Source organism: Paraburkholderia phytofirmans OLGA172 (assembly GCF_001634365.1).
Taxonomy (GTDB): domain Bacteria; phylum Pseudomonadota; class Gammaproteobacteria; order Burkholderiales; family Burkholderiaceae; genus Paraburkholderia.
On sequence record NZ_CP014578.1, the window covers coordinates 1436187 to 1453265 of the forward strand.

Annotated in this window: 11 protein-coding genes; 8 read left to right on the forward strand and 3 right to left on the reverse strand. The window is 58.0% G+C overall.

What is annotated here, in order from left to right; translation table 11 throughout:
- Nucleotides 1–90 precede the first annotated feature (90 nt).
- The 3 genes from AYM40_RS06210 (at nt 91) to AYM40_RS06220 (ending at nt 6392) form a co-directional block, all read left to right on the forward strand.
- The gene (locus tag AYM40_RS06210) at nt 91–2811 is read left to right on the forward strand and encodes a hypothetical protein (protein WP_063495457.1); all 2721 of its coding nucleotides are present in this window, start codon (nt 91–93) and stop codon (nt 2809–2811) included.
- Entirely contained in the window at nt 2808–5636 is a 2829-nt protein-coding gene (locus AYM40_RS06215; protein WP_063495458.1) for a hypothetical protein, read from the forward strand. The genes AYM40_RS06210 and AYM40_RS06215 overlap by 4 nt, the downstream gene beginning before the upstream one ends.
- 78 nt (nt 5637–5714) lie before the next feature.
- On the forward strand, nt 5715–6392 hold the full coding sequence (locus tag AYM40_RS06220) for a hypothetical protein (RefSeq protein ID WP_148662110.1): 678 nt from the start codon (nt 5715–5717) through the stop codon (nt 6390–6392).
- On the opposite strand, the gene AYM40_RS06225 is transcribed toward AYM40_RS06220, so the two are convergent.
- A protein-coding gene (locus tag AYM40_RS06225; RefSeq protein WP_148662111.1) for an IS3 family transposase occupies nt 6339–7900 on the reverse strand; the annotation gives its coding sequence in 2 pieces (ribosomal slippage) (nt 6339–7462 and nt 7462–7900; 1563 coding nt in all). The two genes, AYM40_RS06220 and AYM40_RS06225, sit on opposite strands and share 54 nt — an antisense overlap.
- Before the next feature lie 606 nt (nt 7901–8506).
- Between AYM40_RS06225 and AYM40_RS06240 the strand changes: the two genes are divergently transcribed.
- From AYM40_RS06240 to AYM40_RS06250, 3 genes are all read left to right on the forward strand, one after another.
- Entirely contained in the window at nt 8507–10051 is a 1545-nt protein-coding gene (locus tag AYM40_RS06240) for a contractile injection system tape measure protein (RefSeq protein ID WP_148662112.1), read from the forward strand.
- Between the two features lie 68 nt (nt 10052–10119).
- Nucleotides 10120–12225: an ATP-binding protein gene (locus AYM40_RS06245; protein WP_082854966.1), complete on the forward strand. Its 2106-nt coding sequence runs from the start codon at nt 10120–10122 to the stop codon at nt 12223–12225.
- A gap of 22 nt (nt 12226–12247) precedes the next feature.
- Nucleotides 12248–12847, forward strand: coding sequence for a DUF4255 domain-containing protein (locus AYM40_RS06250; RefSeq protein WP_063495463.1), 600 nt, complete (start codon nt 12248–12250; stop codon nt 12845–12847).
- Nucleotides 12848–12895: 48 nt separating this feature from the next.
- Here the strand turns inward: AYM40_RS06250 and AYM40_RS06255 are convergent, their stop codons facing one another.
- Both AYM40_RS06255 and AYM40_RS06260 read right to left on the reverse strand, forming a co-directional pair.
- Nucleotides 12896–13078: a hypothetical protein gene (locus AYM40_RS06255; RefSeq protein ID WP_063495464.1), complete on the reverse strand. Its 183-nt coding sequence runs from the start codon at nt 13076–13078 to the stop codon at nt 12896–12898.
- A gap of 128 nt (nt 13079–13206) precedes the next feature.
- Nucleotides 13207–14103 (reverse strand): NAD-dependent epimerase/dehydratase family protein, encoded by an 897-nt coding sequence (locus AYM40_RS06260; protein WP_063495465.1) that lies wholly within the window; start codon nt 14101–14103, stop codon nt 13207–13209.
- Between the two features lie 116 nt (nt 14104–14219).
- Here AYM40_RS06260 and AYM40_RS06265 point away from each other — a divergent pair, with 116 nt between their 5' ends.
- A complete protein-coding gene (locus tag AYM40_RS06265) occupies nt 14220–15116 on the forward strand; it encodes a LysR family transcriptional regulator (RefSeq protein ID WP_063495466.1) in 897 nt (298 codons plus the stop codon).
- 433 nt (nt 15117–15549) lie between these two features.
- Nucleotides 15550–17073 (forward strand): histidine ammonia-lyase, encoded by a 1524-nt coding sequence (hutH, locus tag AYM40_RS06270; RefSeq protein WP_063495467.1) that lies wholly within the window; start codon nt 15550–15552, stop codon nt 17071–17073.
- The last annotated feature ends 6 nt before the right edge of the window (nt 17074–17079 follow it).

Sequence of the window (17079 nt, forward strand, 5' to 3'; positions counted from 1 at the left end):
TTAGTCATGCTTATTTAAAAGCGATTCCGTTTAGCCATGCCTGTAACATTGTGATGACGCGGAGAACGCAATGAATCGCGGGAGATTTGAATGTCAGGATTGAATGATCTGAAAGCCACGCTGGAAGAACTTGCACCGGATGCCCGATTTGTTCTGGATGGCCGATCCGACGAGTCGATTCTGAATTCGATCTATGACTACGCGAAGTTGATTCCCTTTGATGCCGACAATAGCTGGGCCGACTTTTTTTTCATGGCGGAAAATTCGCCTGGCAAGCTGGCGGAAATTCATGGCAACAGCGATCTGGCGGATGGCGCGCTATTGCCGCAGCAAGCCTTCCTGCTGGCGTTTCTAGACGTACTGAAAACGCCACGAGCGCTATTCAACCATCTCCCGGCGGCGCATCGGGAGCTGTACTACCGGGGCCAATTGGGGTTGAGTGAGCAACGCGCAAAACCGGACAGCGTGGCGCTGTCGTTTCAGTTGAGTGCTTCGTCCCGGGGGCAGTTCATTCCGGCGGGAACGTTGTTCGACGCAGGACAGGATCGGAATGGCGCGGCCATACGTTATGCGCTGGATGAGTCCCTGCTGGTCAACCGTGGTGAATGGACGGATTTGCGCTGGGTATTGCCGGGCGCGAAAGGAACTCAATTGGCGGCTACCGTTTACAGTCGCGAGGATAAGGTTGAGTTTCCACAGTACGGTCTCAGGTTATTCGACGCGTGCGACGGGCAGCGGACCGTGATGACTGGCCGCATGGTGGCGGCCGCGCTATTGGCGATGCCCGCCGGGTTGCGCACTATTACAGTGACCTTTGCTGCCGCCCTGGATGTCGAGAGCCTGACATCGGCACAGGTGAGTGGCACGGATAGCTGGCTTGACCTGGCCGTAGGCAAGGGTTCAACCACCGATTCGCTGATCTTTACTCTTCAGCCCGAAGCGGCCGCGATCGCGGCACCGCAGAATCTTGATGGCATCACCGTGGATACACCGTTGCTGAAGCTCGGACGCGACGATGGCGCCCAGGTTCCGGAGATTACGGCGCTTTCGGTGGCGGCGGCTGGAAGTGCCGAGGTGCACTACAGCACGGATTATGGTGTGGACAGGCTGGATAGTACGAGTTACCCGTTCGGTACTTCGCCCGTAGTGGGGTCGGGCTTCAATCTGATGGCGCCAGGCTGGTGCAATCGGAGCGAATCTGTCGTGCTGACTTTGACGCCGCAGTGGATTGGTTTGCCCACTGAAGGATTTCCAACATGGTATAGCGGATACGACTACACGCCTTCCAATAACAACGCCTTTATGGTGCAGCCGCTCCTGGTTTCATCAACCGGTAGTCAGCCGTTATCAAGTACGCCAGGCGTCAAGGGGGACTCGGCCCAGGCGCTATTTGAAAGCGGAACAGGAACACCGGTCCCCGCACCGCTGACTATTGCGCTTCCGCCGTTGCTAAGCGCGTCACCCACCGGGAGCAGCAATCCCTGCGACTGGCCACAATGGCTTCGCCTGGAACTCGTCAACCCGGATTTCGGGCATCAGAACTACCTCAAGCTGGCTGGGACAAAAGTACTGAACCCGCCTTATACACCTCAAATGAAGGCGTTGTCCGTGAATTACACCGTGACGGCACAGGCAGACGACTTCGTGCAGTATCTGCTGACGCCGTTTGGCTACGCCAGCGAGATCGACCCGGGGGATGTCAGTCAGTCGCAACTTTATCTGGGTTTGAGCGGTGGTAAGGCGGGAGACACGTTGTCGTTATTCTGGCAATTGGAAAGTCCACAGACGTTAAAGATCAATTGGCAGTATCTCAATCAGGACAACCAATGGGGGTCCTTGAATGACACCGTTGTGGACGGTACCAGGGGCCTATTGGGAAGTGGCCTGTGGTCGGCGCTCTTGCCTGACGATGCGAGTGCGGACGTTGCGCAAATGCCGGCGGGCCGTTACTGGGTAAGGGCGCTGATCAATCCGCCCGACTCAGGGGGCGACACCTGTGCCTACCCCTGGTTCCGCGGTATCACGGTCAACAGCATGACGGCGACATTAGACGCGCCGGAAACACTGGATCCGGGGCATTTCCTTCAGCCGCTACCGGCCGGCACAATTGCGCGGCCGGTCGCGCCGATCCCGGGAATAGAGGGTGTTGAACAACCTTGGCCATCCATCGGAGGGCAACCCGCTGAGACCCCTATTCAGTTTTTCCAACGTGTGGCGCAACGGCTTTTGCACCGGGAACGGGCATTGACGTGGCAGGACATGGCCTCCCTGTTGAAGACGCGGTATGCCAACGTGTTTGGCGTCGCGATCCCCCCGGTGGACCGCATCACCCAATTGCCGGCCCCGACAGCGCAAACGCTGCTGGTGATTCCGGTGAATGCAAAAAAAGATAATCAGGACCGGCTGCGCCCCAAGTTCAGCCAGGCTCATCTGAATGACATGGCGACCTACTTGCAAACGCTGGCCTCGTCATGGATATCCATTGTGCTGGTCAACCCGACATACCGCGACGTGCCGATTGCTTACGACGTGACATTTAACGTGAACCCTGACTACGGCTACCGCAAGTTACAGGAATTGCTGGCGCAGCACTATATGCCGTGGGCATGGGACCGGCAGAACGGCGTCACCTTGGGGGGCACGCTCGACTATTACGGCATCATCGCCTGGATCCAGCAGCAGTCGTTCGTGATCAGAGTGAATGACATGACGCTCGACGGTAAGAAGGCCTCATGTGAGGCGCAGGAGAGCGAGGTTCTGGTGCTGACCTGGGCCATTTCACCGCAGACTCATTCCAAGGCGGTAGCATGAGCAATCCGAACAAGTTACTCCCTCTTGTTAAGCAATACATCCATTTCGACACGCTGTACGGGCAAGCGAAACAGGCGATCGAGACTTATGGAGGGCGGAGCTGGACTGATACCGGCGAGCACGATCCCGGAGTCACGTTCATGGAAGGGTATTGCTATAGCGCATCCGATCTGGCGTATCGCAGTACGCTGCCACTCACGGACCTGCTTACGCCTCCGAGTGCTGATCAGATTGCCGGCGGTGGTATTTTTCCAGCGGACTTCGGTCCGCAAATGACGCTGACCAGTGGACCTATCACGCCTGAAGACTATCGCCGTGCGCTGTTGGATCTTTATGACACGACAGGCCAATATTTCTACTTTCGTAACGCGCAGTTGGTCGTTGACCCTGATGACTATACGTATTGGTATGACTCTGGCGAAAAAGAGTTCAGTTTCGTCAAACCAACTTCAACTGAGAGTAGCGCTCCAGTCGAGTTTAAGTTGCGGGGAAACTATACGCTCTACGTGGAACCTACCAGAAGCGCGCTACAGGCCCAGACGGCGGCAAAGGCCGCGCTTAACGCTTTTCTGGCCGACAATCGGAACATCGGAGAATCCGTCAGCAACGTTGTTTGGACCAGTCCACAGCAAATCAATCCGTTAGCATTGATTGAACTGGATGAGAATGTGCAAAATTTTGCCGCCATTTTTGCGGCAATATACGAAGCGACAGAAAAATTTATTTCACCATCGGCCATGCGTTACTCGGCCGCCGCGCTCATCGCGCAGGGTGAGCGTCCTGATGCTATTTATCAGGGGCCTTACATGACGAACGGCTGGATTCCTGTTTTGCCGGAGACGGTCGACTATACAAAACCCGTTACGGTTAATCTCGGGGGGCTGGCGCAGGTTTGGCTCGCGATCGATGGCGTTAAAAGTATCGTTTCGCTCAGAGAGTGGTCAAACGCAGCTAATACATGGAGCTGGACCAGTCAAAACAATTCAACCTATCCGCAGCTTTGGGGCCCCGACCCGTTGACTGAGATAGTTCAATCTGTTCAGCTCATTACTATTGGTGGCGAGTACGTAACGGCGGCGAAAGGCGATATTGAAGCTGAAATGAGCGCGGATCCGGTTATTCGGGATCCTGATGTAATATTGCCCTATGGGCGTTATCGCGACGTCGCACAATATCATCCGGCGACTGACAGCATCCCTCCGTGCTATGGCTTGCAGCAGCTCCCCCCAGGGGGGGCACAGCCGCCGTTGTATCAATTCCTGTTGCCGTTCGAGCAGATGATGGCTAATGGGTGCCGTCAACTGGCGATGCTGCCGCAGCTGCTCACGTTCAGGCGAAACGGGTACACGGTTTGGGGCGGGCAATGGCCGTACGCGCCAGGCAGTCCTGCCGACAAGGTGCATGAAAGCTATTCATCTGCCTTAAAGACTCAGATAGCGGCCAATGCTGATGATTACGATCAGGAACTGGCAATCCTCAATTATCTGTTGACGTACTTCGGTACTCAGCGTGCCGCGCAGATGCTGGACACGACTGCCGACGAATTTTTGGCGGTCGAGCAAAATTATCTTGGCAACATTTCGGAGCTGGCCTATCACCGCGATAATATCCGCCCTGACGAAGTTTCGGCACTGCAAAAACGAATTGCTTCCCGATTGGGTTTCGGTATCGATCTCTTTGACAACCCGGTGGATCTGAGCCGGTTGCCGTTTTATCTGATCGAACATCGGGCGTTGTTGCCGGTTCGGCCTTCCAGTCAATATGATGCGCCGAATTATCCCGCGGGAGTTACCTTATCGGATGATCAGAGCACGCTCACCGTGGTTCTGGATCCCGCTACCTCTGTGAGTGAGCTTCTGGTCGGGCAACTGATCGACCTGGTACTTGTGGGCGGGTTGGCGGAGCCGAAGGAGAATGGCGACTATACCTTGACGGCATTGATCGTTGGCGCGATTGATGTCGAGGGCAATTCGTTTTCCTTGTATCTACAAGACAACCCGGAGTTAGTTCTCAACATGGGGCGAATTGTCGACGCGCAAAATGCCAAGAAGCTGTATTGGAAGAACTGTCAGGCGTGGCTGCAAGATATCGATTATCCCCTAATGTATGCGGCCGATCAGGATGGCGTGCCGGCCGACGAAAGGGTGTTGGCAATTTCTGGAAAGTTTCCTTTTCCCGCCATCTTGCGTGTCGGCGACACGCTGGTAGTCAACGCGATCGAGGATCCTGTTGCGACAGGGGCGGGTGTTTCCGCGTGGGAGTTGCCTGTTACCGTCAAGGCTATTGACGGCGTGGCGGGCACCGTGACTGTTGTTAAAGCGGACGGCGCGGAACATGACTTTCCGGTTGGGACAGACGTCAGAAATTACTTCTGGTATGCAGGAAGCAGCTTTGATCGCTTCTCGTTTATTGTCAGTCTCGTGCTAAATAAAGCGATTCTTCCGCAGCAGGGCGATGCCTACACCACGGAAAGGTGGATTCGTCAGTGCGTCCAGGCGGAGATTCCAGCTTGTGTCAGTGTCGTGATTCATTGGCTCGATGATGTGAATGTCAATCCTTCCAGCCCTGTCTCCTTTCAGAATTTCTCGAGGAGCTATTCCAGTTGGCAGGCCGGGAAAACAGCCCCGAGCACGGCAACTTATCAACTGCTTTGGCAGCTCTCGCTTGGCCTGCTACCCACAAGGTTGATTGGTATCGGCACCATGGTCATTGCCAGCAGCGACCAGCGGTCTCAGGTGATTGGGCCGGACGGGACTGACTGGAATGTCGACGTGATTGCCAAAAATAGTCTGTTCCTTGTTCCGAAAAAATACGTGCCGTCATAGTCACATCTTTGCGAAGTTAGTGATGTGGCGTGATTAGCCGGTTCTAATGAATTTTTCAGATTAAGATAAGGAATGCAAATGAATACGAAAAACTCATCGAGTTCGAAAACCGGAAGTGGAACCACCGAATCTGGAAAGGATCGAGGATCCGCCGCTGAGGCTGCGAAGGACGCTAGCGCACCGGCGCAGGCAGGTGGTCCCGCGATGGCCACCGTGGTTGATGTGACTTCCGCGGACCTTAAAAGTCGGTTTGTTGCGGGCAGCATTCCGTTGCAGCAGGACTTTGGCAATTTGATCGATATCGCCGAATGCGGTCGCCGTGCTGTCGGGCAGAGTAAGGATCAGACGGATAACAATGTCGGGGCGGGGCTGGCTTTGGCTTCCGATGCCGCCAACATAGGGAAACTGTCGGTGAAGCCCGCGCCATCTGACGGGATCAAGGTAGATGATGGCGGGTTGAAAATCAGGAGAGGTGGATGTATCACCGTCGATAGCAACGGTATCGCGGTAAAGGCTGGAAACGGTATCGATGGAAGTAGTGATTATGTCTGCGTTAAGGCGGGTTACGGGATAGTAGTGGATAGCAGCGGGGTCAGTATTGATTCTAAGACCGTTCTTCCAAAAGGCATGATCATGATGTTCTGTGGCAGCACGATACCGCAGGGTTGGGTGCGGCGCGTGTCAAGGTACTTGTCGCCTCAGTCATGCAGCCAAAGGCTGTTTAAGTGTGGCGTGCGAGGCCATCGTGACGACTGACTCGCGCTCCGGATTGAGGGTGACTGCGCCGACTGGCGTCCAGTCTCGCGTGCAGCGTGACCAGCGTGCCGGGTTGCGTTCCCGCGCCCGAACATACACCTCGTGACGCGCCGCAAGAATCGCGTGATCGTCGCCGTCATGGCGCTGCGCCGGACTGACGTAGCGGATGCTGCTGTGACGGTGGTCGAAGTTGTACCAATGCACGAAGTCGGTTGCCCAGTCGCGTGCAGCATTGAGATCGGCGAAGCCCGTGTTGGGGAACTCCGGTCGGTACTTGGCCGTGCGGAACAGCGCCTCGGCAAAGGCGTTGTCGTCGCTGACGCGTGGGCGCGAGTACGAGGGCTTCACGCCAAGCCAGTGAAGCATGGCCAGCACGGTCGTGGCCTTGAGCGTGGAGCCGTTGTCTCCGTGCAGCACCGGCTTGTCCGCCAGAGTAGCGATGCCCTCGGCCAGCGCTGTGCGCCGCACCAGATGGGCAGCATGGCTGGCATCGTCGCGCTCGTGCACCTCCCATCCGACGATCTTGCGGCTGTACAGATCGAGGATCAGATACAGGTAAAACCATTGACCGGCGACCTCGGCGGGTAAATAGGTCATATCCCAGCACCAGACTTCCCGTGCTGCGCCAGCGATGTGCGTGGTCGGCGGTCGACCCGCCCTGGGTGCTTTGGCCCGGCCGCGATGTGTGGTTTGCCCATGCTCGCGCAGCACGCGGGCGAAGGTGGACTCGCTGGCGATGTACACGCCCTCATCAGCCAGCATGGGCACGATACGCGCAGGAGGCATATCGGCGAAGCGCGGCTCGTTGGCTACGCGCAGCACCTCGGCACGTTCGGCGACGCTCAGCGCATGGGCAGGTTGCGGGCGTACCGCATGAGGCCTGCCATCGCCCAATACGAGGCCCGCGCCGGTATTCCAGCGCTGCAGCGTGCGCACGTCGATGCCGGCCGTCTCGCAGGCCAGGCGTAGCCGCGCGCCGGCCTTGTGCGCGGTGTGGATATCATGAGCCAGCGACTGGCGATCTTCGAGGCCGATCATTCGTCCTCGCCCGTGCTGAAGATCGCCGCGACTTTTTTTGATAGGACCAGCAGCGCGGCCGTCTCAGCCAGCGCACGGTCCTTGCGACGCAGTTCGCGCTCGAGTTCCTTGATGCGACGCCGGTCCTGCTGGGTCTGCTGCGGGCTGGCGCGCGCCTCCTCGGGCTCGGCCAGCGCCTGTGTGGCGCTTTGCCGCCAGCAAGCCAGTTCATGCGGGTACACACCGTTGGCGCGGCACCATGCGCTCCTGGCAGCCTCATCCATCGCAGCGGTCGTCAGCACGGCGTCGAATCGGGCCACCGCTGTCCAGGCCCGCTCGCGAGCGGGCCTGGACAGCGCATCACTGCGCCAGCGCTCCAGCGTCCCCACGCCTACGCCAACCTCACGCGCAACGTCTTCCAACGTCGCGCTCTCCGGCGGCAGCAACCGCGCAACCGCTCTGTCCTTGAATGCTTGTCCGTATTTTGCCAATTCGCTTTCTCATCATCGCCCCCGGGGTTCACCGATTCTAATGGAGCGACAAGTATTCTGACGCGGGGGGGGTGGTCTGCGATGGTGGGTCTGGAACCCCCGACCTGAGGGGCCGGTTCATTCTCGGCGGTGTGGTGGCTGATGTGGGGGGCGAGAATGGAAAGTCGGTTTCGGGTGACAAGAATAATAAGGTATATAGCCAGACGTCAACGGCTGTTAAGACAGGCATTGATGTCAACATTGACGATTGTACGCTAACGATCGAACAGATTCCCTCGCATTCTCATTGGTCCGGCACCAAGCGGACCGGACCCGACGACTTATGCGACGCTTACGGCTATCACACAGAGAGTTTCAGTACCAACATGACACTTGCGGCGAACGTTTTCGAAACAATCGAACCGGGAAATTTTTACCAGGTTACCAGTTCTTCAACCGGTGGTGGGAAACCTCACTCTCATCCAATTTCGGTCACAGAGGATTCGCATGCGCACGCGGTCGATATCGTTCCGCCTTACTATATTCTGGTTTTTATTATGAAAACCTGATTCAATGCGCCGAATATATAATTGATCGCCCTGTAAGACATCGGAGTGTGGAGAGGGAATGGATGCTGCGGCGGCAATTGGTGCGTCTGTTTTGGGATGTTTGCGAATTGAAATCGTTGTTTCCTGCGAGTATTCGTCGAGAGTGATCGATTGGTGCAGGAACAGGTTGGATTGTGATTTGCGCGATACTGTTAGTCAAGGTGTTGAGAGGCTTTCTCGAGAAATTCCAACGGCTCAGCGGATCGATGACCTTGTGTTTGATCTGGGCGTTCTGTCATTGTGGGAATTCGAAACGCAATTCTGCAAAATGGTCGAGCATAAAATTTCGCGGTACATAGAAGAATCAAAATTGAATTTACGGGTCAATCCTGAATTTAGAAGCGAATGGATGGCGTCAATTGATTCAGGAGAGTCTTCGATTTCCGGTCGTAGGACGCATGCCCGGGTTTTTGCCCGGAACGATGATGAAAGGCTATTAACGCGAACAAGGGCTGATGCGCACGAAAACAGGTTGGCGATCGCCGAAGCCTGCCTTTTTTCGACGTCCAGGTTGCATCTTTGGAAAACGCTTGACCGGGGGGAGTTGCATCGTCTGTTGAATGCTTCAGATGTTCTAACGCCAGACATGCTTTTACTGAGTGCCTTGAGATATCTTCATGAAGACGCGTTTTGGGATTTGGGTAAAAATTTACTGCAGCCAGAAGTTGCAGTGCTGGCGATATCGGTGGACGGTTGTGAAAGGGCGCTAACTGAGTTGTTTGATCTGCCGCTCTCACGTTCGTTGTTGCCGTGGTTGCGTGCGCTGTGGGCCCACGAGCCGGTGCGTCGCGTAATGGAAGGCAGAGTGGCGTTTGACCGTGTAAAGGAAATACAGGGCGTGTTCGACGAAGTCAGTTTCCGGAAGGGCGAAGCGCGGAAGGCGTTCAACGACGTGCCCTCCCAGGCGAGGGAAACGCAGCGAGTGTTCGACGCGACGGGATCCCGCGAGAGTGAAATGCGGAGGGTGCTCAATGAGTCGTCTTTCCGGACACGGGAAGTTCACCCAGTACTATTGAAGCGCACCTCCGGAGGACGCCGGTGCTGGCAAGAATGCGCCGCCAGTTCGACGGAGATTCAGGTGAATAATGCGGGTCTTGTTTTGTTGTGGCCACTGCTGCCAGATCTACTCTGCCGGTTGGGCCTACGGGGGAAAGACCGCTTCATCGACGCTCAAGCCCAAACAAATGCCGCCTGCTGGCTAGACACCCTGATCTGGAACGACGATTACGCACGCGAGTGGCGCATGCCGTTCACCAAATGGCTATGCGGCTTGCCGCTCGAATGCGAAATCGAGTGGCAAGCGCCTGACGAAACAACGACCGAACAGCTGCATTGCTGGCTAGCCACGCTTCCCGAACAACTACCCGGCTGGCGCACGTTGCAGGTCCAGGACATTCGCACACTGTTTCTACAGCGCCCAGGCGAAATGCTGCTAACCGAAACCTCACTGAAACTAAAGGTACAACGGGAGCCTTTCGACATCCTGCTGAATGACTGGCCGTGGCCGCTGAATCAGGTGATGCTGCCATGGCTGGAGCAGCCGCTTATGATCGAATGGCTATGAGCAGGAATAGGTAGAAAGCGTCATTCGCTTCTACCTTTCTGCAGGGTAAAAATAAGGAATGCAAAAGTATGAGCGATCCGTATCTTTTAGAAGGCATGAGTCAGTCAGATCAGGACGGCACGGATCACTACCGCAACCTGATGCGTCACATCGAACGAATTGACTTGCTATTGCAGCACTACTATTACCGGCGAGCGGAGAGCAGCAATCGCAGCGACTTTCTGCTACCGGAACAAGAGATTGCAGCGCGCTTGAGACAACCGCTGGGCGCCCCCGCCTGGGCGGCGCCCGACCCTATGCATTCTCATCCTGGGCAAGCAGGTGCATCGCCTCAGCCGGGAGACCTCCTGACGCAGATAATCGAGCGATTCGAACTGACGGACTTCGAAAGCAACGTCTTGCTCCTCGGTTTGCTACCTCACTTTGACAGGCGTTACCACGGTCTTTTTTCCAGCTTGCAGGGCGGTCCGCAACAACGCCTCCCGACATTCGAATTGGCGCTGACGTTATTTTGCGAGTCCGCATCTGCGAGACGTGCCCAGCGAGCCAGCTTGCTGCCTGACGCGTCGTTGCTTGGCTGTCGGCTCGTGGAGTCGCAGGATAGCGATTCCGCTGACCTGGAAAGCTGGAATCAGACATCATTCAGAACGGCGACTGAAGTTTTTCACTATCTGTTGGGCAGTCGCTACTTCTCGCCGGAACTGTGGAGCTGCGTGGAGTTGTTGGAGGGGAACGGTGCGAGCGAAGGCAACTTCGCGACATTCCTATCCACGTTGCAAAATCAGTTGATCCCACCGCAGAAGGCTATTCGCCCCGTGATGATGTTGCGCGGCAACCAGGGCAGCGGAAGAGCTCAGGCCGTGGCGCAAGTGGCGCGAGCGGCAGGACGCGACGCGCTATGTCTGGATCTATCGCGCTTGCCGGAGAATGACGCTGAAGCGGAGGAAGTCTGCGCCCAGCTTTTTCGTTATGCGCGCATGTCAGCGGCTTGTGTTGTCGTGCGCTCCCTCAGCACGTTGGCGGAATCGCGCAAGCCATTGTTTGGTGGTCTGTCGCGGCAACTGGAACAGCCGGGGCTTGCGGTGGTTTGTCTGGTTGAACCGCTTTCGCCTTTAGTATGGTTGCGCAACATTCCACAGTTTTTGTTAGAGATGCCAACGCGCAGCGCGACCGCGAAAGCCGCTTTGCTCGATGAGCGGCTTGCACCGTTCGACGCGTCAGATATCGATTCAAGCGCGTTGAGCCGTTGTTTTCACTTCACGCCAGAAACGCTTCCTTCCGTCGTCAGCGAGGCAGTGTTTTATAGCCAGCAGCGCGATCCCGATCAAGGATTGAATCAGCAGGATTTGCGAAAAGCCATGCGTCTGCGTTCGCAGCAGAATTTCGGAAAATTGGCGCAACGTATCGAGCCGGGACGCAGTCTCGACGATCTCATTGTGGCCGATGAATTGCGTCAGCAATTGAAGGAAATCACCGCGGCGATCAAGCATCGGGACAGCGTTCTCGACAATGGCTTCGCTGATAAGGTGGGCTACGGCACTGGAATCAGCGCGCTGTTCTACGGCCCCTCAGGGACTGGCAAGACGATGGCTGCCGAGGTCCTGGCGGCAAGCCAGGGCGTCGATCTGATCAAGGTCGATCTATCCACGGTGGTGAACAAATACATCGGCGAAACGGAGAAGAATCTTTCACGCATTTTCGATCTTGCGGAAGCGGACGCCGGCGTACTCTTTTTCGACGAAGCGGATGCGTTGTTCGGCAAGCGCAGTGAAACCAGGGACGCGCAGGACCGTCACGCGAACATTGAAGTGTCCTACCTGCTGCAGCGACTGGAGCGGTATCCCGGGCTGGTGGTCCTGGCTACCAATAACCGCAGTCATCTGGACGATGCCTTCAGCCGCCGTTTTACTTTCATCACCCGGTTTTCGTTCCCCGACACCGCGCTGCGAGAGCGGATGTGGCGCGCTATCTGGCCGGAGAGTGTGCGGCTTGCGGCCGATGTCGACCTGGCTTTCCTCGCGGCACGCGCCCACCTGACGGGTGCCAACATTCGAAACGTCGCCCTCTTGTCAGCCTGGCTGGCGGCAGATGAGCCCGATGGGGTGGTCCGCGCGGCTCACATCGAGCTGGCGCTGAAACGGGAATTGGCCAAGATCGGACGGTTAATGCTGTAGTTTCTTGAAGAGGAGTTGTTTTATGACCGCAGCGATTCAATCCAGTACTGCAATCATCGACGTCAACAACGCATTGAACACCGCGCTCACAAACTATGTCGACGATGGGGTAAAAATCACGTTCGATCTGCCTGACCTCGATAATTTGCCGTCGGATCCGACGGTGAGTGTATTTCTCTACGAGATACACGAAGATCTACAGCTCAGGATGTCGCAGGCACGGGCTCAATCTCGTGATCCGGATAAAAACGTGGTGACGATCTCGCCGGCCTGGGTCAACGTCAGCTGCAATTACCTGATCACGTACTGGGATCCGCAGCAAACCACCAGTGGCGTCGGCAGTCCGGGAAGCGCGCCGGACAATCAGGCCATCAAGGTGATGAACCAGGTGGTGAATGCGCTGATCAACAACCGGCAGCTAGCGGGCATACCTGGCGCCTATACCCGGATGATCCCGCCGAAAGACGAGTTGAACAGTCTGGGGAATTTCTGGCAGGCCCTTGGCAATCGGCCTCGTTTGTCTTTACACGCATCGGTAACGGTGCCGGTTTCTCTGACCGACAGGAATGAAACGGCGCCGGGCGTGCTGACCACCGAGTCCAACATCGAGCAGATTTCCTGATTGCCCGACCCGGCTGGCATCGCCGGCATCGGCAGCCGACGGCTGTTTCTACAATGCCATATCGAAGGCGGGCTTAAGGAACAATTCGATCGCCATCACGATGAGGCCCATTGCGGCCGCTGACAGCGTCAACGTACCGTATTCGTCGTAGCGTGAATCGTATAGGCACGCCACGACGAAAATAATCGCCAACAGGTTGGTCAGCCAGTCGAAGTTCAGCGCCAAGTTCATCGATCAAATCCGGACTCGCGCGCGACTCGTATCGTCGAATCGCGCAATTACGTGAGCCGGATTCTAGCCAGTCGAGCTTACGGATTCGCAACGACTGTGCTTACACGTATTACGCCCCTCGCGGAACATCACATCATGTCGTGTTCGATCCAGTCGATCACCGAGGTGCGTTTCGGCTGCCAGCCGAGCAGTTTGCGGGCGCGCTCACCGCGCACGCGGCTGTTCGAACCGAGCCCGTACGAAGCCATTTCGTAACCCCATTCCTGTTGCGCTGCTTCGAGCGGCCAGTCTTGCGGCTCGCCGAGTTGCATCACGCGGGCGATCGCGGCGCTCATGTCGCGAAACGACGCCTCGCCGCTTTCGACGAAGTAGAAGGCACCCGCCGGCGTGTTCTCCAGCGCGAGGCGATAGAGTTCGGCGACGTCGTCGATATGCACGTTCGACCAGATGTTGCCGCCGCTGCCCACATGCCGCACCACGCCGCTCTTTTGCGCCTGGCGCACGAGCCGCGGCAACTGCACGCTTGCGCTGCCCGGCACGGCGCCGTGGCCGTAGATCAGCGTGTTGCACAGCACCGCCGTGCGAATGTTCCGCTGTGCCGCATCGAGCACGCGTTGATCGATGGCGACACGTGCCGCTTTATCCGCGGTGGGCTCGGGCAGGGCGTCCTCGTGATAGATGCGCGCGTTGCCCGCTTCGCCGCCCGACGCGTCGCCGACGATACTCGAGCCGCTCGTATGCAAAAACGGCTTGCCGGAACCGGCGAGACCGTCGATCAACGCTTTCACCGCGCCTTCATGGTCGCTGTTCGCGGCGTTGATGACCGCATCGGCGGCTTTTGCTTCGGCGATCAGGAGGTCGCTGTCGTCGAGCGTGCCGATGACGGGTTCGATACCGAGGCGTTGCAACTCGGCGCTGTGCTCGGGCTTGCGGATCAAACCGCGCACCTGATGGCCGGCGCGCACGAGGTGCGCCGCGATCGAACCGCCGATAAAGCCGCTGGCGCCAGTAATGAAAATCTTCAAGACGTTCTCCCTAAGGTGGAAACACCGGAAACACGATGCAATGCCTGCAGTATCCGCCGTGTTGATTCTCGCAAAAAGCGTGTTAGTCTCAAATCAATCTTGATTTGAAATCAACAATGAAGACTTCCACCGACGAGTTGCTGGTGTTCGTCACGGTGATCGACAGCGGCTCGATCACGGCGGCGGCGGAGAAATTGGGGCAGACCGTCTCCGGCGTCAGCCGCGCGCTCACGCGCCTTGAAAAGAAGCTCGACACCGCCCTGGTGCGGCGCACGACGCGCCGCCTGCAACTGACCGAAGAGGGCGAGGCGTTTCTGCGGCGGGCCCGAGCGATTCTCGATGCGATGGAAGAAGCCGAGGAATCCGTCACGCGCGGGCGCGAGCGGCCCTCGGGACGTTTGCGGGTCGATGCGGCGTCGCCGTTCATGCTTCATTGCGTGGCGCCCCATATGAAGGCGTTTTCCGCGCTGTATCCGGAGATTCGTCTGGAGCTGACCAGCAACGAGCGGATCGTCGATCTGCTCGAACAGAAGGTGGATATCGCGATCCGCATCGGCGCGTTGCAGGATTCGACCTTGCATGCGCGCGCCCTGGGCAGCAGCAAACTGAGAGTGCTCGCCAGTCCGGCGTATCTGGCCGAATACGGCGAGCCCAGGTCGGTGGAAGCGTTGCGCGCGCATCGCCTGATCGGCTTCACGGCGCCGGAGCACCTGAATCGCTGGCCATTGAAGCGGGGCGGGAAGGGCAAGTCAGAGCCGTTGAAGATCGAGCCGGCGATCACCGCATCGAGCGGCGAGACGCTGCGTCAGTTGGCGCTGTCGGGGTGGGGCATCGCCTGTCTCGCCGACTTCATGACCGGGGCCGACGTGCGCGAAGCGCGGCTGGTGCCGATTCTCGGCAACGTGTTGTTGGACGAGCGGCAACCGGTGAGCGCGGTGTATTACCAGAGCGCGTCGCTGGCGGGGCGCGTGCAGTGTTTCCTGGATTTCATTGCGGCGCGGGTAATGCTTTAGCGCATCCTTCGCCAGTAATCCGCTTAAAAGCCCGCGGCTCGTATTGAACTGACCCCGCAAAGTTGGACACCCGTCCAACGATTTGGGGTGCAGTTCATAGGAGTGCGCGGGCTTTTTACGCCGTCAGCGGGCTCTCCTATAACTCAGTAAGGGGCGTATAGGCGGGCCCTACCGCGTCGGCCGGCGCGTTGAATCTTTTTGTCCGCGTTCCGCCGACCATTTTGAACGTGTATATACAAGTTGTTTGCTGCGGAGAGCGAATGCGGTGCGGCGTGCGTGGGCACCCGAAACCCTCGTGCGGACGATATATAGGTCACGTAAGTGTCCGGCCCTAATGGAAACCCCTAGGCCCAAAGCTGCAAAAACAAGTTGTATATACAAGACGGCGACGCTAAACTTCTCTCGAATTGTATAGACAAGACAGGACAACACCATGATCAATCTGAAGCCCGGCTACCTGACCCTCCCGCAACTGCGCCAGATCGCACGCGAACACGTTGCGCTGCAACTCGATCCCGCCAGCCACGCCGCCATCGACGCCTGCGCCAAAGCCGTCGCCGATATCGCCGCGAAAGGCGAGCCGGCGTATGGCATCAACACGGGTTTCGGGCGCCTTGCCAGCACGCACATCCCGCGTGACCAGCTCGAACTGCTGCAACGCAATCTGGTACTGTCGCACGCAGTCGGCGTGGGTGAGCCGATGTCGCGTCCGGTCGTGCGCCTGCTGATCGCGCTGAAGCTGTCGAGCCTCGGCCGCGGCCACTCGGGCATCCGCCGCGAAGTAATGGAAGCACTGATCACGCTGTACAACGCCGATGTGCTGCCGGTGATTCCGGTCAAGGGTTCGGTCGGCGCATCGGGCGACCTCGCACCGCTCGCGCATATGTCGGCCACCTTGCTCGGCGTCGGCGAAGTGTTCGCGAAGGGCGAGCGCATGCCGGCCACCGAAGGCCTCGCGCTGGCCGGCCTGAAGCCGCTTACGCTGCAAGCGAAGGAAGGTCTGGCGCTGCTGAACGGCACGCAAGCTTCGACCGCACTCGCGCTCTACAACATGTTCGCAATCGAAGACCTGTATCGCACCGCGCTGGTGGCGGGCGCGTTGTCGGTGGACGCCGCAGCGGGTTCGGTCAAGCCGTTCGACGCGCGCATTCACGACCTGCGCGGCCATCAAGGTCAGATCGACGCGGCAACGGCTTACCGTTCGCTGCTGCAAGGCTCGGGCATCAATGTGTCGCATGCCGATTGCGACAAGGTGCAGGACCCGTACAGCCTGCGCTGCCAGCCGCAAGTGATGGGCGCGTGTCTGGACCAGATGCGTCACGCCGCCGACGTGCTGCTGATCGAAGCGAATGCCGTTTCCGACAATCCGCTGATTTTCCCGGACACGGGCGAAGTGCTGTCGGGCGGCAATTTCCACGCTGAGCCGGTTGCATTCGCGGCCGACAACCTCGCGCTCGCCGTTGCTGAAATCGGCGCCCTGGCCGAACGCCGCATCGCGCTCCTGATCGACGCGACGCTGTCGGGCCTGCCGCCGTTCCTCGTGCGCGACGGTGGTGTGAACTCGGGCTTCATGATCGCTCACGTGACCGCTGCGGCGCTCGCCTCCGAGAACAAGACGCTCGCGCATCCGGCTTCGGTCGATTCGCTGCCGACGTCCGCGAACCAGGAAGATCACGTTTCGATGGCGACGTTCGCCGCGCGCAAGCTTGGCGACATTGCCGAAAACGTCGCGAACATCCTGTCGATCGAGTTGCTCGCCGCCGCGCAAGGCGTTGATCTGCGCGCGCCGCACAAGACCAGCCCGAGCCTGCAGAAAGTGATGGATGCAGTGCGCAAGGACGTCGCGCATTACGAACTCGATCACTACTTCGCACCGGATATCGCGGCCGTCACGCGTCTCGTGCAAAACGGCACGATCGCGAAGCTGAGCCCGTTCTCGTTCGCGTCCGAACAGTAAGCTCGA